Origin of the sequence: Alteromonas sp. Cnat2-8 (assembly GCF_022348355.1) — a bacterium.
GTDB classification, from domain to species: domain Bacteria; phylum Pseudomonadota; class Gammaproteobacteria; order Enterobacterales; family Alteromonadaceae; genus Alteromonas; species Alteromonas macleodii.
Window position 1 is genome coordinate 266666 of record NZ_JAKREX010000004.1, and the last position, 23455, is coordinate 290120.

Annotated in this window: 11 protein-coding genes; all 11 read right to left on the reverse strand. The window is 44.9% G+C overall.

From position 1 onward, the window contains the following. Nucleotides 1–627: 627 nt before the first annotated feature. Nucleotides 628–1488: a patatin-like phospholipase family protein gene (locus tag MHN00_RS12060; protein ID WP_014949455.1), complete on the reverse strand. Its 861-nt coding sequence runs from the start codon at nucleotides 1486–1488 to the stop codon at nucleotides 628–630. A 166-nt stretch (nucleotides 1489–1654) separates the two neighbouring features. Then, nucleotides 1655–5986, reverse strand: coding sequence for an alpha-1,6-glucosidase domain-containing protein (locus MHN00_RS12065; protein ID WP_239301264.1), 4332 nt, complete (start codon nucleotides 5984–5986; stop codon nucleotides 1655–1657). An 83-nt stretch (nucleotides 5987–6069) separates the two neighbouring features. Then, nucleotides 6070–9120 (reverse strand): TonB-dependent receptor, encoded by a 3051-nt coding sequence (locus tag MHN00_RS12070; RefSeq protein ID WP_239301266.1) that lies wholly within the window; start codon nucleotides 9118–9120, stop codon nucleotides 6070–6072. Between the two features lie 290 nt (nucleotides 9121–9410). Next, nucleotides 9411–10931: a tryptophan halogenase family protein gene (locus MHN00_RS12075; RefSeq protein ID WP_239301268.1), complete on the reverse strand. Its 1521-nt coding sequence runs from the start codon at nucleotides 10929–10931 to the stop codon at nucleotides 9411–9413. Between the two features lie 130 nt (nucleotides 10932–11061). Continuing rightward, the gene (locus MHN00_RS12080) at nucleotides 11062–13923 is read right to left on the reverse strand and encodes a TonB-dependent receptor (protein ID WP_239301270.1); all 2862 of its coding nucleotides are present in this window, start codon (nucleotides 13921–13923) and stop codon (nucleotides 11062–11064) included. A 328-nt stretch (nucleotides 13924–14251) separates the two neighbouring features. Beyond that, the gene (sucD, locus tag MHN00_RS12085) at nucleotides 14252–15124 is read right to left on the reverse strand and encodes a succinate--CoA ligase subunit alpha (protein ID WP_012518366.1); all 873 of its coding nucleotides are present in this window, start codon (nucleotides 15122–15124) and stop codon (nucleotides 14252–14254) included. After that, nucleotides 15124–16290, reverse strand: coding sequence for an ADP-forming succinate--CoA ligase subunit beta (gene sucC, locus MHN00_RS12090; RefSeq protein WP_014949450.1), 1167 nt, complete (start codon nucleotides 16288–16290; stop codon nucleotides 15124–15126). The genes sucD and sucC overlap by 1 nt, the downstream gene beginning before the upstream one ends. Before the next feature lie 152 nt (nucleotides 16291–16442). Beyond that, nucleotides 16443–17951, reverse strand: coding sequence for a 2-oxoglutarate dehydrogenase complex dihydrolipoyllysine-residue succinyltransferase (gene odhB / locus MHN00_RS12095; RefSeq protein ID WP_239301271.1), 1509 nt, complete (start codon nucleotides 17949–17951; stop codon nucleotides 16443–16445). Nucleotides 17952–17960: 9 nt separating this feature from the next. Beyond that, nucleotides 17961–20780: a 2-oxoglutarate dehydrogenase E1 component gene (sucA, locus tag MHN00_RS12100; RefSeq protein ID WP_239301272.1), complete on the reverse strand. Its 2820-nt coding sequence runs from the start codon at nucleotides 20778–20780 to the stop codon at nucleotides 17961–17963. Nucleotides 20781–20956: 176 nt separating this feature from the next. Then, complete coding sequence (locus tag MHN00_RS12105; RefSeq protein ID WP_012518362.1) at nucleotides 20957–21667, reverse strand: succinate dehydrogenase iron-sulfur subunit; 711 nt, start codon at nucleotides 21665–21667, stop codon at nucleotides 20957–20959. A 14-nt stretch (nucleotides 21668–21681) separates the two neighbouring features. Continuing rightward, nucleotides 21682–23454: a succinate dehydrogenase flavoprotein subunit gene (gene sdhA, locus MHN00_RS12110; RefSeq protein ID WP_014949447.1), complete on the reverse strand. Its 1773-nt coding sequence runs from the start codon at nucleotides 23452–23454 to the stop codon at nucleotides 21682–21684. Nucleotide 23455 lies beyond the last annotated feature (1 nt).

The following is a 23455-nucleotide window of genomic DNA, read 5'->3' on the forward strand; positions in this document are numbered from 1 at the left end:
ATGCCAATAAGCATTTCTGCCAATGAGCACTGGTCTCCTCTTGCTATCGAGAAGCACGTGATATTGCAAAGCGTGGTCGATTATAATTTCTATATTTTAATAACGTGTGACAGTTTGGTCTATTTACTCAATCCCTTTTTTAAGAAGGATTTAATGTTGAGATAAATGAACCACCTGAAATCTTCGCATCGTTAAAAAAACAGCGTTTATTGCCACCTGTTCAGCAAGATGTAGACCAATTTAATGAAAATATTGCACATTCCCTGCAAAGTTTACATAAGAATGCTTCATAAACTCGATAAAATTCATTTTTTTCAAAATGTTACTAAAATAGGAAATATGGCAACTTATGTTCAAACGGGAAGTAAACAGCGCTAGTTATAAGCGGTGTAAGGGAAATAGCGTTGCTAAATTCAACAATTCACGCTGTGTAAGACTGGTACTAGAAGTAAGAACCAGTAACTTAAGCTTAAACTGTTGCCAAATTGAAACAGGGTAAGATACTGAAAATTAGAGTTTTATTGGAGATTAAAAAGAGCTTGGAAAAAAAACCAAGCTATATAAGCCTTTTGTTGCGATTTGCATACAGGCTTTGTACAGAAAGAAGAAATCAGTCTGGTAGGGTAGCTATGCGCTTTTGCGCTGTCTTTCCACTGAATTCTCATAGCAATGTTTAAGATAGCGTCTTGCCATGCGCCGCCCTTGACCGTAGCCTCGCAATAACTTCTTCTTATCCATAGTTAAACGCTTAACGCAAAAAGCTTCATCAGGCGCTATCACACGGATTGTGCAGTCGTCGGGTGGATTATTGAGAAAAGCTAACGTTTCGTTATAAATGGCTGCACGCTGCAACATCTTATCGAGTAGCGCAGGCTGGTTGCCATACATCTTTTGCATTAGCCAAACAGACTTTACTTCTGGTTTTGTAAAACCTAACGGTTGAGAAAGAATAACCGTGATATCCTTCGCACCCATTTTGTATGCTTGGATAGCAGGTATTGCATCTGCCACTCCCCCGTCCAAGTATCGCGTACCATTTATTGAAATTTCGTCTCGGTATGCAGTTGGCAACGCACAGGAAGCTACCATTAAATCATCAACATTATCTTTGGTGGCTTGTATATATTCACATTCACCTGACTCTGCATTAGTAATCCCAACATACAGTGGCATGCTGCTTTTTTCACCTGGTGCAGGAATATTCATGGACTGTTTAGAGTGATGCCATAGCCAATGAACATCTGTCATGTGCCCACCTTTTATGAAACGAAGCGGGCTAAAAAACTCCCTCTTTGTGGCGTATTGCGTGATGATGGTTTTACTAAGCCCATGCATTTTCGATACGTAGGTTGAAAGATTAGTTGCGCCAGCTGAAACACCAATCGCGAAGTCGAACGAATGGTAGTCATGCTCCATGAATTTGTCTAACACGCCTGCTGCAAAAACTCCGCGCATAGCGCCACCTTCAACAACAAGTGCACGTTTCATTTTCATCTCCTTTTGAATAAATTCAACCACTCTGGTACGACCACTATTTTCTTGGTGATACTACTAGAGAATCAAGAGATATGCCAAAAACAAAAAACCGCGAACTACGTCGCGGTTTTTAAATCTTGGTTAATTAGAAATTTACCAAATTAGCGTTTATTCGGTCTTACTTTTTCGTAACCGTTAACGTAGGTGCATTTCCATCAGGGCCATATACCTTAAACTCGTATAGACCAGACTCAGCAACTTCAATCATTAGATTATTGTTACTTGCGCCAAGTGTTTTCGGCTCGCTAGGCGTTACTACGTTGCTTGCTGCATCGTTCGGGTTGCCAAGGTTTACTGTCGACCAGTCTTCAGAAGCGACTTTGAATTCAATACTACCTGCGCTCAATTCAATGTCTGCGGTATAAACACCTTCTCCTTGATATTCAAACATATCGACAGCTCCCCAGCCATTCATACCACCACGGATATAAACTTGAGTGTCGCCCCAAAACGCTTCTTTAAATACACCAATGGTTGGCGCATTTAAATCAGTGACGTTGAATACGAACACATAGCGGTCGGCGGTTTCAATGTTCAAAATAAGATTGTCGTTGGTAGCGGCGAGCCCCAAAGTCTGGCCAGGCGCAAGGTTGCGATCTGAATCATCGGCTGATATCGCACCGAAGTTCACGGTACTCCAATCTTCTGAAGCAACCTTAAACTCGTAAGTTCCTGGTTCAACATCACGAGAGAAAGTGTAAATACGTCCGCCTTGGTACGCAAACTCCTCAGCCGTACCCCAGTCGTTCATTGCACCACGAAGATACACTGGTGTGCCAACATAGGGCTCTTCGTTCTCAACCATAAGGATTGGTGCTTCGCTATCAGTCGCATCAATAGTAAACAGATAGGTCGCGCTCGTCGCTGGTGTAAATGAAAGGTTGGTATTAGTACGTGCAAGAACCTTTTCTTCGCCCGCTATTACTGTACCTTCTTCACCATCCGCTGCGCCAAAGTTCACTGTACTCCAATCTTCAGATGCGAATTTGAATCCATATGTAACGCCACCTTCAAGTGTAGCTGTTACGGTGTACTTACCGTCACCCTGATAGGTAAATGCATCATCCGTTGACCAACCATTCATATCTCCACGCAGGTAAGCGATGGTGTCGCCGTAAGGAACAACATCAGGCGCACCAGACGTGGCATACGCTGATAGACCATAACCTTGAGCTCCAGACTGTGGTTTTACGAAAACAGCAATAGTTAGTGCAGGAACGGTAAAGGTTCCATTACCATCTTCACCTTCTACAAATGTGGCGCCGCGTACCGCTGCATCTACAGAATTCATTTGTGTGGCGTGAAGCGAAAAGCCTGTTGCTGTGTTTACCGTGATAGACTTCTCTTCATACCCCGTATTCACAAGCACCATAACCGCATCATTCATCATGTCTAAATCTAGGCGAGGTACTTCGCTGTTTTCAGATATGCCGTCATCAATGCTCATCGCTATAAGACCACGCTGCTGGCGTTCGCCAATATTGTGGAAACCTATACGGTCGATGATGTCTTCAGCGGTGGTTAATCTAAACAGCGGACTTGTCATTCGAATATTAAGCAATTCTGCAAACACATCAGAGGCAAACATTATATCTGCCATTGAGGCCGCGCGATTTGGATTGTAAATGAATTCACCCATTTCTTCCCAACGGGCTTCGTTATCTTGTGCCAACGGTAAACCTACGTTCCAGTTGTTCGTTTCGTAGGTGAAATCGACGTAGTTAAACCAGTCGCCCGCATCATAGGTATTTCTATCCATTGATTTTGAGCGAAGCATGTCGCCGCCCATTTGTAAAAATGGAATACCTTGAGACACAAGATTAATACCCATTGCTACATTTTGGGCACGAACCCGCTGTTCTAGAGTAATATCTTGTGGAAGCGTGTAGTTTAACTGATCCCACAGTGTTTCATTATCGTGCTTCGACACGTAGTTAATGATATCCGCAGGATCTTCTGCATAGCCGCCTAAGTTACTGGTAGCGCCTGCACTTCCTGAAGACGTCTCCAAAACATAGTCTTTTAACGTTCCGATCATGCCCATTTTCACACGGTCTTGCGCGCTTAATAGCCCTTCATCTTCCGGCCTAAAGATAGCGCCCTGGCGAATAGCTTCGCGAATACGGTCGTTATAGGTACCAATCTCGGTACCAGCCATATTGAGCTGGCTCGCTTGCTCGTAACCGCGGTCTATTTTAATCCAGCCTTCACCGTAGAAATAGTTGTCAGCATCGATAGCTTGGACTGCATCACGCAAGCGTACCATAGTGTCTTTTGTAGCTTGGCTCATGATGTCGAAACGGAATGAATCATACTTATAATGCTCAGTCCACATGAGCAGCGAATCTTCCATGAACTTTTCCATCATGACATTGCGAGGCTCTGTGTCATCACAGCACGTTTCACGAACAATCGCACCAGTATCCACTTCATAACGGTGATAGTAGCCCGGTACCGCTTTGTCTAATACTGACTTACTGAAAACACCAGACGCATTGGTATGGTTATAGACTACATCAAGTGCAACACGTAGCCCCATCTCGTGAAGTGCTTGGATCATGGCGCGCATTTCTACAATGCGTTCTACTCCCTCTGCACTCGACGCATAGCTGCCCTCCGGCGCGTTAAAGTGATGAGGATCATAGCCCCAGTTGAATGTATCTAGATTGCGTAAATCATTAGTAAGCTGCTGGGCTTTACCCGCTTGAGATAAAGGATCGTAACCGTTGTAAACGTCAATTAGCAATGCATCAGCGCTTTCTTCTTCACATACCGCAGCACTGCTATTTAAGCGACACAGTTTGCCTACCGTATCGTATAAATCTACCGTTTTTGTTGGATCCTCATCGATGGTTGCAATGTCATTTGCTGGAAGTATATGGAAGTAAGTAAGCCCTGCTTCAACAAGCTTTTTAAGGTGCTCAACCGGTGCTGTGCCCTCTTCAGTAAAGGCAAGGTATTTACCTCTATTTTCCTCAGACGTAGACATATCACGTACGCTAAAGTCACGAACGTGCCCTTCGTAAATGACTGCATCTTCATAATTTTCAACCGTCGGAATAGTATGAGTATCCCAGCCTTGTGGTTTTAAATCATCATCAGCTAGATTTACGAAGCGAGAGAAACGGCCGTTTGTGCTTAGTGACACAGAATATGGGTCTGTAACAAGCAGCGTTTCTACATTCCCCGTAATAGGGTGATAGACGGTAACTTCATAACGGTAAAGCTGACGGTCAAGGGACATATCGCCTTCATGACGCCAGACACCAGACGTATCATCTCGAACCATATCAATACGCTGGCTTAATGTCTTGTTGTCGTTATAAATCAGAAGATCAACATTTGAAGCAGTAGGCGCCCACAATGCGGCAGTAATACCTGTATCAGAGTAGATACCACCAAGTTGAGCTTCGTCAGCATCGTCTTCACCGAGCGTATATAGTGCGTCTATTCCGTTAGCCAGTTGGATCCCGGTCGCAACAACAAGCGTACCGTCAGCATCGTACCCCCCTACTACGGCTTGTGTCGTCAACACGGTTTTAGCATCTTCGACCGACCAGTCGCCTTCCCAAGCCTGCATAGCAGATAAGTGCGGCGCACGGGCAGATTGCTCTTCGGTAAGTGTTGTACTCATTAACGTTACTTGAGTACCGTTAATACCCTCTTCCAGCGTGCTCTCTAAGTCAGCCTGTGCTGAATAGTGAAGTTTCACCTCTGAAACGGTTTCAGGTACGTCCCATAAAATAGTGTTGGCATCTAACCAATGCGCACCAAAACCCTCGATATCAACAGGCTGTGGACCAAGAGACATGATAGGGAACTCAAATATGGTTGCCTCGCCAGAAAGGGTAAAATTCATGCGTACAAATGTTTCATCATCTTGTACTAAAGAACCCTGGAAGTCTCCGCCCCCCATTTCTTTTCCGGCATCGTCAGTGCCTTTGTGGATGATGAAATTGTGGCAGCTTCCATACCCGTCTTTAAGGTCTAGAATCCAATACGCACCATAGTTTGGATCGATACCGCTATGAATGCGACCGTTGGCCCAATCCGTGTCCGCGTCAGCATAAGCATCACACTCGTCATTGTTCCAAGTATGTAGTCTCCAGCCTTCATAAGCTGCATCGTTACTTGAGTTATCAGCGTCAACAGCAGCCCGATTATAATAAAGTACAGCTTGATTAGATGAAGGGGTAAATACAGGTGCAGGTAAACTTGGATCAGCACCGGCTTCACATGCATCGTTCGCTTCATTAGGTACGAGCGGCGCATCGCATTGAATAGGTGGTGGCGGTTCACAAGCCGTACCTGTTGAATTAGGTACATTTGGAACCTCACAGGTAAGCAGATCGTTGGTGCCCGACTCTACGCCCGAGCCACCGCAACCTGCAAGTGTATATGCGCCTACTACGAGTAACGCAGCGCGCACTACTCTTTTTTTAGTAAACATAGAATTCTCCTGAATATTTTCGCTACTTTTGGCAACCGAATATTCCGTCGTGTTGCTAAATAAATTACCTAAGATGCTGTTTTTCATAGTTGATATGTCATCCCTAGGTAATATTGCGTACCAAAGTATTGGATAGTGCCGGTTTGCTCTTCTGATGAGAAATAGCTCTTCGTTGGCTCGTCTGTTAGGTTGTTAACTTGAAATAGTACGCTCCAATTGTCGTTAATCTCGTACGACGCTTGGTAATCAATAACCAATTCTTCATCAAAATTAACCACCTGGTCGTTTACCGCTACTTGCTGCGAAACAAATGCATCGCGATATCGGCTAGACAAGCGAGTTTCAAAACCTTCGTATTCCCAAAACACGGTTAGCGTAGCAACGTTTTCAGAAAGACCTGGTAAGTTAGCGGCATACACGTCATCACCTAGCGTGCGTTGAATTTCACTTTCGGTGTAAGAGTAACTCGCGCTAACGCCTAAGCCTGACCACATTCCAGGCAGCATGCTATAAATTTGCGTATAGGCGATTTCTAAACCGCGAATATAGCCACCTTCGGCATTGTTTACGGCTGTGCTGTAGCTACCATTTTCAGTAGGGACGGTAATAAAGATGGGGTCGCCATTTTCATCAAGCGCTAGTTCGGCTTCCTGTCCTGCAAACTCTGGCGTCAAGTAAACCGGCACACTTACGTTATCAGGAATTACAATGCCGTTTGCTTCAAAATCATAAGGCTCTATTTCAATGTCTTCTACGAACGATTCAATGTCTTTATAAAAGCCAGCGACAACTAATGCGCCTTCCGTATCTGAGAAATAATACTCCCACGAAACGTCGTATTGAGTTGCATAGAATGGCTCTAAATAAGGGCTGTTACGGGCGCTACCACTAACCCTTGCCGTAGGGTTGGAAAGCGTAATTTCACCCGAGTCTCTGTCTTGGAAAGCGGTAACCGTTTCAATAGTGGTTGACGCATTTGCGGCAAAACGGTTTATTGGCGCTCTGCCCATCACTTTTGCAGCAGCTACACGAAGTTGCGTGTCATCTGTAAGTTTAAAGTTCAGGTTAATTGAAGGCAAAACGTCAGAATATTCGTGACTTATCAACGCTGGGCGATAAAAGTTATTAATTAACCCTACGTCGTCGGTAATGTTTTGTGCACCAGCCGTAGGGTCACTAACTTCAACCGATGTTCCGGTCTCAAGGTCTTCAATTAACTGAGTAGCACGCTGTAGTGTCGTTGAACTTTGTTTACTTTTAACGTAACGAACACCAACATTACCTGTAACAGGAATACTGCCAATTTCTGTATTAATGTTTGCCATCAAGTAAGCAGAATTCACAGTTTCAAATACATCGCCACTTTCTTGTAGCGTCCACGCAGTAGCAGGCCCGGTACCTGGACCATTGATAACGCCGGCAGCTCCTGGTCCCCACGTTTGAACAGGCTGTGGCCTACCGCTTGGAAACCAAGCATTAAGTGCACTGTCTAGATCAACGGAAAGATAACTTGGAAAATAACCAAAATCACCGCTCCAATTAACCTCTTCGACCATATCAGAAGTTAACTGAAGTGGCGGTTCGCTTACTGAGAATGCACTATCGTTGCCGTATTCAAACACAGAGCGGTCATTGTTATATTCCCGGTCTGAGTAACGATAGCCAAATTCAAAGCCAGAAATGATTGGCACATCGACATAATATTGGAAGTCTACGCGATAGGCGTCTAACTCATCTTTGTTTTCATACGGATAAATACCGTATTTACTTATCATTACACGGTCTAGGTCTGTAAAAGCATCACTTTGATTAAAACCGATATCAGGTAAGTTTAAACCGTTGAGTAAATAAGAAATTTGGACGTTTTCGTCGAACACGGGGTTTGCCGCTGTCGCATCTTCGCCAACGAGCGACCACAGTAAACCGTTTCTGAAGTCGCTTTCAGCACTTGAACGGGAGACGTCAAACTGAACCGCTAAATCTGGCGATATCTCCCAGCTAGCATTCACGCCTAAGTTGGTAACACTGTCGAAATCTTGGTTGTCGTCGTTTACCAACTCAACACGGGTAAAGCTGTTGTCTGTACGAGAAAATGTGCCGCCAATTACGCTATTATTTACTACTACAGGATTAGTTATACCAGCGTTTATTCCACCTAGCTTAACGCGAAATCCACGTGCAAAGGCTTCGGAGTCAAATTTCGAGATAAAAGCATCAGCTTTAAGTGTAAAGGTATCGATAGGTGCCCATTCAAACGCGGCAACGTAACCATCGCGAGTCTCTTCCCCGCCCTTGTGCTGCATTTCAAAGCCTTCTGAAATGAGTTCACAATTGGGGCAATCTGCTGGCCCGTCTATATCACCTTCAAGTCCGTCTACATCAACTTGACCGTTATAAGCTAAACCAATGAATTGCGTAGAAACGCTCGGTTGGAATAAACGAGCATAACCTAGTGATACACCTAGCGTATCGTCAAGGAATTTACCTTGATATGAAAAACTCAGTCTATGTCCATACTCTGTAGCATCACTCACCTCTGACGCTCTATCGTTGTACATGCCACGCATGTTGGCGCTGAATTTATGCTGCTCTTCAATGGCAAGTGGAGATGCAGTTTTAAGTTCTACCGTACCCGCTATACCACCCTCAATAAGCGATGCCTTGGGTGATTTATAAACCGCTGCCTCACTAATAAGCTCTGAAGGATACTGATCAAACTCAATTGCCCGACTTCCGCTGGTCGATACCTGCTCTCTACCGTTTAATGTAGAAAACACAAAGTCACCGGATAGACCACGAATATTGATTTGCGCGGCTTGCCCCCCGGTTCTTACTGCAGAGATACCCGGCAAGCGGGTCAGTGCATCCGCCATCGACACATCGGGAAGTCCGCCCAAATCGTCTGCAGATATTTGTTCAGAAACCGTATCGGAGAAGCGTTTCTGGTTTAGTGATTGGATCAAGCTGGTACTAAAACCACGTACTTCAATACGCTCTAAGGTATCTTCTTGTGGTCGTTCAACTTCGTCTATTGAGGTGTCTGGTGACTCTTGGGCATAAAGTGGAGCTGCGCTAAACGCGACCCCACTACTTATCAAGGCCGCCATGATAGTGCTGGGTTTGAATGTTTTCATTGGTGTCCCATTCCTTGTTTATTATCGACACTTTTAGGACTACCACACCCAAAAATGCCTCTTATGGTTCAACACCAAATACTACTGTTTTGTATAAAAAGGGAGCAATGCTATGCATACGTATTCATTTACATCAGCGCAACATATTTTTAATTTGCCAGTAAAAAACCAGCACAATTGTAACAATTCATCCTTAAATACGAATAAAGCAGCCTTTTGGCTGCTTTATCCTTTACCTGTTTAGTTAGCTAATGCGTTCGCTCGCAGCACTTCTAACCATATGAAATTATTCAACTCATTGCGCGTTTATACTTTGCAACCATCCCATTTATATACTCGTCATGTGTCGGCAACTTAGCAATGGGCTCTTTTTTGATTTCCAACAGTCTTGTTAACATTTGATTTAACTGAACTTCAGGCACACTGTTTACCAAACCGTGATAATCCTTAGGAGTAACCCCCTGACCGTACAAGACCTGTAGCCATGAGCTTTCAAGGAATAGATCATTTTGTTCTCGTAGCAGATTTCCGCTTTCTTTAAACAACGCAATTTTATGTGCTAAGGAATCGGGCAAAGTAATATTTCGCATATCATTGAAAAAGGCGCTATCGGTTCGCTCATTTACGGTGTAATGCAAAACAAGAAAATCTCTGATTTGTTCAAACTCTAATTCAGACTGCTTGTTATATTCCGTTTCCAAGCTCGGTGCAAAGCCGTTGTGGGGAAACAACTGAATTAAGCGAACAATTGCAGATTGTATGAGGTGAATACTGGTAGATTCAAGTGGCTCTAAGAATCCACTTGATAGACCTACTGCTACTACGTTTTTGTACCACTGCTTACGTCGTCTGCCCGTCGTAAACTTTATCAGTTTAGGGTCGCCTAATGGTTTGGTATCTAAGTTTGACAACAAGGTGTCACAGGCCTGATCATCACTGATATAGCGTGAACTATATACGTGGCCATTACCATTTCTGTGTTGCAGTGGGATCCTCCATTGCCAACCCGCATCGTGGGCAATAGAGCGCGTGTAAGGCGCGGTTTTTTCATGTCGCTCAGACGGTACTGCAATGGCACTATCACAAGGAAGTAAGTGAGACCAATCGTCGTAACCAGCGCCCAGCGCTCCCTCTATCAATAGCCCCTTAAAGCCCGTGCAATCAACAAATAAGTCCCCTTCAACCACGTCCCCACTTTCTAAGTGAAGTGCTTGAATAAAACCGCTGTCGGTAAAACGTTGAACACGTGAAATTTTACCTTCTTTGCGTACAACCCCCATATTTTCACTCAGCTTTCGTAAATACTGAGCGTATAAACTGGCGTCAAAATGATAGGCGAAAGGTAGCTCAACGACTGGGTCTTTGGCATTTATCTGCGCAAATCGTCCCGCTTCAGCGGCATGGTAATTTAGGTCAAAATCCCACAGGTCGTCTTTTAGGCCTTGCTGGCGCGCCTTTACCCAATAGTGATGAAAATGACAAAACGCCATGCTTTTGCCCGGCGCACCAAAGGTGTGATAGTAGCTTTCACCCTTCGTTTTCCAATTTTCGAACCGTATAGCAAGTTTTATCGTTGCTTTAGTATCATGAAGAAACTGTGCTTCGTCGATACCTAACACTTGGTTTACTAGGCGTATTGGGGGGATGGTAGCTTCGCCAACACCGACCGTACCAATCGCTTCAGATTCAACCAGAGTAGTATCAACTGCTTTACCCAACACCTTTTTCATTAATGATGCAGCTAACCAACCAGCCGTTCCACCGCCGGCAATCACTACACGCTTTATCGGTTTATTATGAGGATCTTGCATAAACTTCTCGCAATTCGTACCAAAAATTTTGAAGGGTTCCTTTCATACAAAAAGAAAAGCCACCATTTGCTCTCTCTTTTAGCACAAGCTAAAACAAAAAGCAGCAGGTGGCTTTACACACACGAAGAAATTAGAACTTGTAGTTAAATCCTAGCAAGTAGTTCGTTCCATAAGTTTGGAACTGCGTGATTTGACGGCCGTCAGCCGCTGACGCTTGAATATCATCTTCATCGGTCAGGTTCTGTGCTTGTAAAGTAACACGTAGGCCTTCTAGATATTCGATACCAGACTCGCTAAAGTCATAGCCAATTTGCGCATCAACAAGCGTACCGCCTTGCTTCGTTGCATCAACTAACGCCAAACTAACACCACGTTCTTCAGTTAGGTACTGATCACGTTTTGTTGCCGCAAGACGGAATTCGAAACCAGCATTCTCATAGAAGAAAGTCATACTGTAAGACTCTTCAGATAGTCCAGGAATACGTGTTTCAGTTTGACCCGGAGCCGCGTCAACTTCACCATCCATAAAGGTGGCACTTGCGAACAAACCGAAGCCTTCAAGTGAATCATGGATCATGTCAAATGGAAGTGAACCTTGTAATTCGTAACCGCGAACAAAGCCTTCGAAACCATCAAGAACACTGCCTACTTGGCCAGTGAACAATACAGGAGTTTGGCCCTCTGAACCTTGGTGAACTTCTGGAATATAGAATTCTGTAAAGTCAGCTACAATAGACGTGCTACGGTGCCAGTTTTTAATGTCTTTATAGAAGAAAGACACAGCAACATAACCCGTATCAGCAAAGTAGTTTTCATAGGCTAGGTCAAACTGGTTAGCTTCAAGCGGACGCAATTCAGGGTTACCAGCACTACCACCCCATGGACCATTTTCAATTTCAGTGCTAGTAATTTGGTTATCGTTGAACGAGAACGTAACCTGAGTATTTGGACGCATGTCATCCATACGCGGACGAGAAATAACTTTACTCAAGCCTAAGCGTACAAACTGCCCCTCAGCCACTTCTGCTGAAAGGTTAAGTGTTGGAAGAACATCTGTGTAATCAGCACCACCAGATACAGGGTTAGCAACAGTAAAGCCTTCTCTATTTGAAGTTGCAAAAAAACCTGTTGACTGCTGGTCGGCACTAACAACTTGAAGACCAACATTACCGCGAACCCAAATATCGCCAACTTCCATTTCCAAGTCTAGTTTGGTGTAAAGGGTAAGTAGCTCTTCATCAACGGTGTAAGTATCACCTAAGCGATCGTTTTGAACGCGGCTTGCATCGCTTTCAATGTAATAACCACTTTCGAAAAGGCCTAGCGAGTCGTACGCTAAAACACCGTCAATTCCAATAAAGTTAAGGTTCGTTACGCCTAGCACTTCAGGAATAGGAGCATTTCCAGGATAGGAAGGCGCTGTTAGGTAAGCACCGTTATTGTCTTTAGATTTAGAGCGGTCAGAATATACAACACCAGCAGATAGGCCTGTTACCACACCCCAATCTACATAGCCTTTAACGTCGAAACGAAGGGTATCAAGCTCTTCTTCGAAAAGCGGCTGGTTTACGAAACCATCCTGCGCATCAGACTCAAGTAACGGACGTGCGCCCCATGCTTGCGGACCTGCAAGGCTAATAAGTGTTGGGTCGGTAAGGTCAACCGGTGCAATAGTTGGGTGGTCAGAGAACATTACACCAGAAGATGTCATTTCCCAGCTACGTGCAGTAATTGGACGGCCTTCAGTACCAGCACGACCTACACCTGAGTAACTTTCTACATCGACAATTTCTTTTTCAACTTTACCGGTAGAGTAATCAAGCTCTAGTGTCCAAGAGTCGTTGATTTGGTATTCTGCATTAATGCCTACTGTGGTTAGGTCTGCTTCTTGACGACGCGCATCGTTACGTACAACGCTATAGAAACCATCAGTGTAACCGCTGGTTACCAGACCGTTTTCAACACCAGTGATTGTGTAAGCGCTTGTACCCCACTCTGCACCGCCTTCTTCAAGACCACGGCGTACATCGTCTTCAACGAAATCGATATAAAGCGCATCAAGTTGGATATTGAGCTTATCGGTAGGTGCCCACTGGACTACAGCGGCAATTGAGTCACGTTCTAGCATTGCTGAACGCTGGAATGAATCGTGACCGCCCAATACAACAGTACCATCAGGAACGTCTACAGTGTCTTGACCATCATAACGACGAGGGTTCCAAAGCGGATTTCCGTTATCGTCAAACGTGTTTTCTGGTGTAGTGTTTACTGTGGCGTAACCCCAACCGCGGAAGTGTTGCTCCTGACGTGGAGACTCCATGCTCGCAACAGTTAGCGCTAAACCAATCGTATCGTCGGCAAATTGATCGACAAAGTTTAAAGAAATGCGGTGACCGTCGTTGTCAAAATCTGGGTTTGGAGAATCTTCAGCATTTTTTTCGAACGTGCCGTTTACGGTAAACGTACTTTCTGCCGTTAGAGGCTTAACCGTTTGAAGGTCAATTGAACCACCGATATTTTGGGTAGTCATGCCCGCTTCTGGTGTTTTGTATACCAGAATGTTTGAAATGATTTCCGTTGGATAAAGGTCAAACTCAACCCCACGGTTATCACCCATACCTAGAAGCTCACGACCGTTCAGTGACGTACCAACGTAGTTCTCGTTAAAACCACGAACAGAGATACCACTTGTACGACCGTTACGACGTTCACCAGTTACACCAGGAAGACGTGCGATTGATTCTGCAATACTGGTATCTGGTAACTTACCAATATCTTCTGCTGATAACGCTTCAACAATTGAAGTGTTATCCATTTTGATTGCTTGAGCACGCTGTAAGCTGCCGCGAATACCGCTAACTTGAATTACTTCAAGATTTGCTTCATCAACAGCATCAGTGTTTGCATCTTGTGCAAATGCTGGTGCACTACCAAACGCCATACCGCCTGAAATAAGCGCAGCTTTAATTAGGTTGGGTTTAAATTGTTTCATAAAACGGGTGTCCCATACGGTTATAGTTGTTGTCTTTTTGTTGTTCTTATGACAATTAAATGACAATACATCTCGTCGGCATAATGCTATAGAGGACCTAGGGTTTGCACAATTGCCTGCATACGTATTCAATAAAATTTGTGCAACACGCCGTTAACAAAGGATATGCAGGCCTTTATGTAATTTAACAACACAATATGGATTATACGGGGCTTTTACGGCAGATAGTTGTAATTTTGTTACATGCATTTCTGCAGAGTTGTTAATAAGCGCGCACAAAAAAGCCCGCTTAAAGCGGGCTTTTATCACAAAATTGTTAAGCGTTAGCTTACCAACCTGTAGTCTCGCGAAGCGCCTTGCCGATTTCAGCAAGTGAACGTACAGTTTTAACGCCAGCGTCTTCTAGTGCTTTGAATTTCTCATCAGCAGTACCTTTACCGCCTGCGATGATTGCACCAGCGTGACCCATACGCTTACCTGGAGGAGCAGTAACACCAGCAATGTAAGAAACAACAGGCTTGGTTACATTAGCTTTAATGAACGCTGCTGCTTCTTCTTCAGCTGTACCACCGATCTCACCGATCATTACGATAGCTTCAGTTTGTGGATCGTCTTGGAACATCTGAAGGATGTCGATGAAGTTTGAACCAGGAATTGGGTCGCCACCGATACCAACACAAGTAGACTGGCCAAAACCTTCGTCAGTGGTTTGCTTAACCGCTTCGTACGTAAGTGTACCAGAGCGAGAAACAATACCTACTTTACCAGGCTTGTGGATGTGACCAGGCATGATACCAATTTTACACTCTCCAGGAGTGATTACACCTGGGCAGTTTGGACCGATCATGCGAACGCCTTTCGCTTCTACGTATTCTTTAACGTAAAGCATATCTAGCGTTGGGATACCTTCAGTGATACATACGATTAGCTCGATACCCGCATCTGCAGCTTCAACAATTGAATCTTTACAGAAAGGTGCTGGTACATAGATAACTGTTGCAGTTGCGCCAGTTGCTTCTACCGCTTCACGTACAGTATTGAATACTGGAAGACCTAGGTGCTCAGTACCGCCTTTACCTGGTGTTACACCACCAACCATTTGCGTACCGTAAGCAATTGCTTGCTCAGAGTGGAAAGTACCCTGACCGCCAGTGAAACCCTGACAAATTACTTTAGTATCTTTATTAATTAATACAGACATTATTTGCCCTCCGCTGCAGCAACAACTTTCTGCGCTGCATCAGTTAGCGATTCAGCAGCAATGATATCTAGACCAGAGTTCGCTAGAACTTCACGGCCAAGCTCTGCATTGGTACCTTCAAGACGTACAACTACAGGTACTTCTACGCCAACTTCTTTAACCGCACCAATTATACCTTCTGCAATCATGTCACAGCGAACGATACCACCGAAGATGTTAACCAATACCGCTTTAACATTGTCATCAGAAAGGATGATTTTGAATGCTTCAGCTACACGCTCTTTAGTTGCGCCGCCACCAACGTCTAGGAAGTTAGCTGGCTTGCCACCGTGTAGGTTTACGATGTCCATAGTACCCATTGCTAGGCCTGCACCGTTAACCATACAACCTACATTACCGTCTAGCGCAACATAGTTTAGTTCCCACTGAGCAGCATGAGCTTCACGCGCATCTTCTTGTGAAGGATCTTGCATATCTTTCAGCTTAGGCTGACGATATAGCGCGTTACCATCGATACCTACTTTCGCGTCTAGGCAGTGTAGGTTACCGTCAGTTTTGATAACTAGCGGGTTGATTTCGATAAGCGCAACGTCAAGCTCTTCAAACATCTTAGCTAGGCCAAGGAAGATTTGAGTGAATTGCTTGATTTGTACGCCAGAAAGACCTAGAGCAAACGCCATTTCGCGCGCTTGATAAGGCTGAGGACCTACAATTGGGTCGATTTCAGCTTTAAGGATTTTCTCTGGAGTTTCTTCTGCAACAGTTTCAATCTCAACGCCACCTTCAGTAGATGCCATGAATACAACGCGACGGGTTGTACGGTCAACTACTGCACCAAGGTAAAGCTCGTTAGCGATATCTGTGCAAGATTCAACTAGGATTTTGCTCACAGGCTGACCGTTTTCGTCAGTCTGGAAAGTCACCAAATTTTTGCCAAGCCAGTTTTCAGCGAAAGCGCGAATGTCGTCTTTGTTTTTAACTAGCTTTACACCGCCAGCTTTACCGCGACCGCCCGCGTGTACCTGACACTTAACTACCCACTCGTTTCCGCCAATTCGGTCAGCGGCTTCTACAGCACCTTGAGCAGTGTCTGCTGCGTATCCTTCAGAAACAGGCAAACCGTATTCTTTGAATAGCTGCTTACCTTGGTATTCATGCAAATTCATGGTGTTTCTATCCGATTTTTAGTAAGACAAAAGCCGCAAATGCGACTTGATTAGTTTGACTGATATTATAGGGCAAATATCAGCGTTGCGTTAGGCGCAAAGCAAGCATACACAAGCTAAACGCCTAACCACAATTCCGTGAGACGAAAGTCTTATACGTCTAGAAGTAGACGTGTTGGATCTTCTAGCATCTCTTTAACGGTTACCAAGAAACCTACTGATTCTTTACCATCGATAATACGGTGGTCATAAGAAAGCGCTAGGTACATCATTGGTAGAATTTCTACTTTGCCATTAACAGCCATTGGACGATCTTGGATTTTATGCATACCCAAAATAGCGCTCTGTGGCGGGTTAATGATTGGTGTAGACATTAGTGAACCAAACACACCACCGTTGGTGATTGTGAAATTACCACCTTGTAGTTCAGCCAATGACAGCTTACCGTCACGGCCTTTAAGTGCTAGTTCCTTAATTCCTTTTTCAACACCTGCCATGCCTAGTGTGTCAGTATCTTTAAGTACTGGTGTTACAAGGCCACGTGGTGTAGAAACAGCAATCGATACATCGAAGTAGTTGTGATAAACAATGTCATCACCGTCGATAGACGCGTTAACTTCAGGGAAACGCTTAAGGGCTTCGGTTACCGCTTTCACGTAGAAAGACATGAAACCAAGGCGAATACCGTGACGCTTCTCAAAGCTGTCTTGGTACTGCTTACGAAGATCCATGATTGGCTTCATGTTTACTTCGTTAAACGTTGTTAGCATTGCTGTAGAGTTCTTCGCTTCAAGAAGACGATTAGCAATTGTCTTACGAAGACGTGTCATAGGAACACGCTTCTCAGTACGATTACCCGTTGGTAAGTCAGCTGAAACAGATTCAGACGCAGCAGGCGCTGCCTTCGCTGAGCTGTCGCCGCCTTTAAGGTATTTCTCGACGTCTTCTTTAGTGATACGGCCATTTTTGCCAGTGCCTTTCACTTTAGCTGCGTCAACACCTTTTTCTGCAAGTAAACGACGAACAGAAGGACTAAGCGCATCGCTGCTCTCGTCACTGTCATCGCTTTCGCTTGACGCTGCTGGAGCAGAAGCGCCGCTTGCTGCACCTTCTACAAATTTAGCAATCACTTCTTCAGCTGTTACAGTGGCGCCCTCTTCTGCGATAATTTCAGCAAGAGAACCGTCTGCAGGAGCAACAACTTCTAGTACTACTTTATCAGTTTCGATATCAACCAAATTTTGGTCGCGAGAAACTGCTTCACCTACAGCTACGTGCCACGTTGCGATTGTCGCGTCAGCTACAGATTCAGGAAGTACTGGTACTTTAACATCAGATGTTTTTCCAGAAGCCGCTGGAGCCGCATCTGATTTAGAATCGTCTTTCGCTTTGCTTTCTGTTTTAGCTTCAGCTGGTGCAGCACCACCCTTTTCTAGTTTAGCAATAACTTGCTCGCCTAAAACAGTTGCACCCTCTTCGTTTAGGATCTCACCAATTGTACCGTCCGCTGGCGCCACAACTTCTAAAACCACTTTATCAGTTTCAATATCAACCAGGTTCTGGTCTCGTTTAACTGCGTCACCGGCCTTTACGTGCCAGGTTGCAATGGTGGCATCGGCAACTGACTCAGGTAGAACCGGAACTTTTATCTCAATTGTCATTACTGTTCCTTATTTAATTGTGAGTGCGTTTTCAACCAGGGCTTTCTGTTGCTGGTTGTGAACGGATACATAACCTACTGCAGGTGACGAGGATGCATCACGACCTGCATATGTTAATTTTGCACCATCTGGAATTGCTTGCCAGAAATGGTGTTGGCTACAGTACCAAGCGCCTTGGTTTTGAGGCTCTTCTTGACACCAAACCCAATCTTTTACGTGGCTGTATTGTGCCACAACTTTAGCGCATTCTTCTTGTGGGAATGGATAAAGTTGCTCTAAACGGATGATTGCGACGTCTGTTTGCTCATTTTTACGGCGCTGGTCTAACAAATCGTAGTAAACCTTGCCTGAACACATAACAACACGCTTCACATTCTTCGGATCGATATCATCAATTTCGCCAATTACGTTATGGAATTTGCCTTCTGCAAGTTCCTCTAACGAAGATACAGCCATTGGATGACGTAATAGTGACTTAGGTGACATCACAATAAGTGGTTTACGCATTGGACGAACCACTTGGCGTCTAAGCATGTTGTAAACCTGAGCGGGTGTTGAAGGTACACACACTTGCCAGTTGTGGTCAGCACACATTTGCAAGAATCGCTCAAGACGCGCAGAACTATGCTCTGGGCCTTGGCCTTCATAACCATGTGGAAGTAAAACGGTTAGGCCACACAAACGACCCCACTTCGCTTCACCTGAGCTCAAGAACTGATCAAATACAACCTGCGCACCATTAGCGAAGTCACCAAACTGGGCTTCCCAAATAGTCAGACATGTAGGCTCTGCTGTCGCATAACCATACTCGAATGCCATAACCGCTTCTTCTGAAAGTACAGAGTCGTAAATTTCGATCTCGCCCTGTCCTTCACGAATATGCTGTAATGGCATATATGTCGACGCATCTTTTTGATTGTGCAATACCGCGTGACGGTGGAAGAAAGTACCACGGCCTGAATCCTGACCGGTAATACGAATATCTTCGCCGGCATCAACGATAGTGGCATAGGCCAAGTTTTCAGCCATACCCCAATCAAGTAACTTTTCACCTGCGACCATTGCTTTACGGTCTTGGTAAAGCTTGTTTACGCGAGACTGAAGCTTGTGCTCTTCAGGAATAGTAGTGATTGACTCACCTAGCTCTTTAAGCTTCTCAACTGAAAGCGAACCATCGTAAGGCGTATCCCAGTCGTGACCGAGATATGGAGACCAGTCAACGCTGTGCTCTGTCATTGGACGCCACTCTTCAACAACGCACGCGCCGTGGTCAAGAGCTTCACGGTACTCTTCAACATAACGATCTGCATCACGTTGCTCTATCACACCTTCAGCAATTAGCTGATCAGCATAGATTACGCGTGGAACTGGATGCTTTTTAATTTTTTGGTACATCAACGGCTGCGTGGCGTTTGGCTCATCCGCTTCGTTGTGACCATGACGACGGTAACAAACTAAATCAATTACAACGTCTTTCTTAAACTTATTACGGTATTCAAGCGCAAGCTGTGTAACAAAGGCAACCGCTTCTGGATCGTCTGAGTTCACGTGGAAAATTGGCGCCTGTACCATTTTAGCAATGTCAGTACAGTATTGCGTTGAACGGGTATCTTCAGTTTTTGACGTAGTGAAACCAACCTGGTTGTTTACCACGATTCGAACTGTACCACCCACAGCAAAGCCGCGAGTTTGCGACATGTTGAAGGTTTCTTGTACTACACCCTGACCAGCAATTGCCGAGTCACCGTGAATAGTGATAGGAAGTACTGTATTCGTGTCATCATTGCGGCGCGCAAGACGTGCACGTACAGAACCCATAACTACAGGGTTTACAATCTCAAGGTGAGACGGGTTAAACGCTAGTGCTAAGTGAACATTGCCACCAGGTGTTGCGAAGTCAGACGAGAAACCTGCGTGGTATTTCACGTCACCCGCGCCTAGTGAGTCGTCGTGCTTACCTGAAAATTCATCAAACAGTACTGATGGGTTTTTACCCAATACGTTAACTAGCACGTTCAAACGACCACGGTGAGCCATGCCGATAACCACTTCTTTGGTACCTGCAGTGCCAGCCTTGGTGATTAAACCTTTCAGCATAGGAATAAGTGCATCGCCGCCTTCTAGAGAGAAACGCTTTGCCCCTGGGAATTTAGAACCCAAGTACTTTTCCATTCCGTCAGCCGCAGTAAGACCTTTAAGAATTCCTAGCTTTTCGTCGCGAGAAATTTCAGGTTTTGCTTGAACAGATTCAATTTTTTGTTGCAACCAGCGTTTCTGTTCAGTATCGGTAATATGCATGTACTCTGCACCGATAGAGCCACAGTATGTGCGGTTTAACGATTTAAACAGTTCACCCAATGGCATTGAATCTTTGCCAATGGCATACGAACCTACATTAAATACTGAATCGAAATCTTGCTCAGAAAGGCTGTGGTGAGAAAGTTCTAAATCGCGTACACGCTCTTGTTTCCATAGACCTAGCGGGTCAAGGTTTGCGTGCTGATGACCGCGGAAGCGGAACGCATTGATTAACTGAAGAACTTTAACTTGCCTGTCGTCTGAAACATTTGCAGAAGGCACAGACGGACTAGACATGCGGGCGGTTGGCCCTAACGCAGCAAGTTGCCTAAATTGATTTTTAATTGTTGTATGATTGGTTTCTAACTCTACGCCATCGACTTTGGGGAGGTTATCGAAGATTTGTCGCCAATTTTCAGAGACACTTTGCGGGTCTTCTAAATAAGTTTCATACAACTCTTCAACATAGGCAGCGTTGGCACCTGCCATGTGCGAGGAATCCCACCACGCTTTCATCACGCTTTCTTGCATTTAATTTGCCTTGCTACGTTTTATAAAATCTAGTTAACAATCAAGATGTATTATAAGGTTATTCTCAGCATAACCAAGTGTTATAACAGCGAATATATAAAAAAATAGCCATCCTTTTGGGATGGCTATTTAGAGCATCACTATCTGTAACTTTAGGAAGTTATCAGAATATAGTACTAAACAGCCCGTTGTAAAAGCATAGACTTAATTTGGCCTATCGCTTTTGTAGGGTTTAAGCCCTTAGGACATACACTTACACAGTTCATGATACCGTGACAGCGGAATACGCTGAACGCATCATCAAGGTCGTTAAGACGCTCTTCAGTTGCCGTATCACGGCTATCGATAAGGAAACGATACGCGTGAAGTAGACCAGCAGGACCGATGAACTTATCAGGGTTCCACCAAAAAGATGGGCATGACGTTGAACAACATGCACATAGAATACACTCGTAAAGACCGTCAAGTTTCGCACGCTCTTCAGGTGACTGTAAGTGTTCGCGCGCTGGCGGCTGCTTACTGTCGTTGATTAAGAACGGCTTAATCTTTTCGTACTGTGTGTAGAACTGCGTCATATCAACAACAAGGTCACGTACAACAGGTAGACCTGGAAGTGGACGAACTACTATTTTACCTTTGCCCAGTGCAGATAAAGGAGTGATACACGCAAGGCCATTTTTGCCGTTCATGTTCACACCGTCTGAACCACACACACCTTCACGGCAAGAGCGACGGAAAGAAAGCGTCGGATCTTGCTCTTTAAGTGCAAGTAGCGCGTCTAGCACCATCATGTCCTGGCCTTCCTCTACTTCTAGAGTGTAGTCTTGCATGCGAGGCTTCGCATCTACTTCTGGGTTGTAACGATAAATCGAAAAAGTTAATTGCATGATCGTTGCCTCTCTTAATATGAACGCACTTTAGGCGGGAATGCTTCCCTAAGCTTAGGCGCCATATTCACTTCACGTTTAAGCATTTTATCAGTGTTCGGATCGTAGATGCTGTGGCATAACCAGTTATCGTCATCACGGTCTGGGAAGTCGAAGCGGCTGTGAGCACCACGGCTTTCCGTTCTGAAGTTCGCTGCTACTGCTGTGCTGTACGCGGTTTCCATTAGGTTATCAAGCTCTAAACATTCAATACGCTGGGTATTGAAGTCTGCGCTCTTGTCGTCAAGGCGTGCATGCTTAAGACGCTCGCGAATTTCGCTAAGCTCTTTAAGACCTTCCGCCATTGCTTCACCTTCACGGAATACTGAGAAGTTAAGCTGCATGCATTTCTGCAAGTCTTTCTTAATTTGTACTGGATCTTCGCCCTTACCTTTCTCTGAATTTTCCCAACGGTTGAAACGCGTCATAGAGGCTTCAAGATCAGACTCTGATGCGTCGCGTGTTGGTGCCATTTCAGACAATGTTTTACCAAGGTGTAAACCGGTCGCGCGACCGAATACAACAAGGTCAAGAAGTGAGTTACCGCCAAGACGGTTCGCACCATGTACAGATACACAGGCAATCTCACCACATGCAAATAGACCGTTAACAACCTTGTCGTTACCGTTTTCATCAACCGTTAGACATTGGCCATCAACGTTGGTAGGAATACCACCCATCATATAGTGACAAGTAGGAATTACTGGAATTGGCTCTTTCACTGGGTCAACGTGCGCAAACGTACGTGAAAGTTCAAGGATACCAGGTAGACGAGACTCAAGAACGTCTTTACCTAGGTGGTCAAGCTTAAGCTTAATGTGAGTACCCCATGGGCCTTCACAACCGCGACCTTCACGAATTTCAGTCATCATTGAACGCGCAACAACGTCACGACCAGCAAGATCTTTCGCGTTAGGTGCATAACGTTCCATGAAACGTTCGCCGTCTTTATTGAGAAGGTAACCACCTTCACCACGACAACCTTCTGTTACCAATGTTCCTGCGCCAGCGATACCTGTTGGGTGGAACTGCCACATTTCCATATCTTGAACTGCAACGCCTGCACGAAGTGCCATACCAACACCGTCACCGGTATTGATGTGTGCGTTTGTAGTAGATGCGTAAATTCGACCTGCACCGCCTGTTGCTAATACAACAGCGCGAGACTTGAAGTAAACTACTTCACCAGATTCGATATCAATCGCGGTACAACCAACAACGTCTCCGTCTTGGTTCTTAACTAGGTCAAGTGCATACCACTCAGAGAAAACTTTTGTTTTGTTCTTTACGTTTTGCTGGTAAAGAAGGTGTAGAAGCGCGTGACCAGTACGGTCGGCTGCAGCTGCTGTACGAGCGCCCTGCTCGCCACCAAAGTTCTTAGACTGACCGCCAAAAGGACGCTGGTAGATTTTACCGTTTTCGAAACGAGAAAATGGTAGACCCATATTTTCCATTTCGATAATGGCTTCTGGACCAGTTTTACACATGTATTCGATAGCGTCTTGGTCACCGATATAATCAGAGCCCTTAACGGTGTCATACATGTGCCATTCCCAATTGTCTTCGTGTGAATTACCAAGTGCTACAGTAATACCACCTTGAGCAGACACAGTATGAGAACGGGTTGGAAATACTTTTGATAACAGTGCACATGATTTACCAGACTGCGAAATCTGTAGTGCTGCGCGCATACCTGCACCGCCAGCACCAATTACTACTGCATCAAACTCGTGAACGGGTAAACTCATT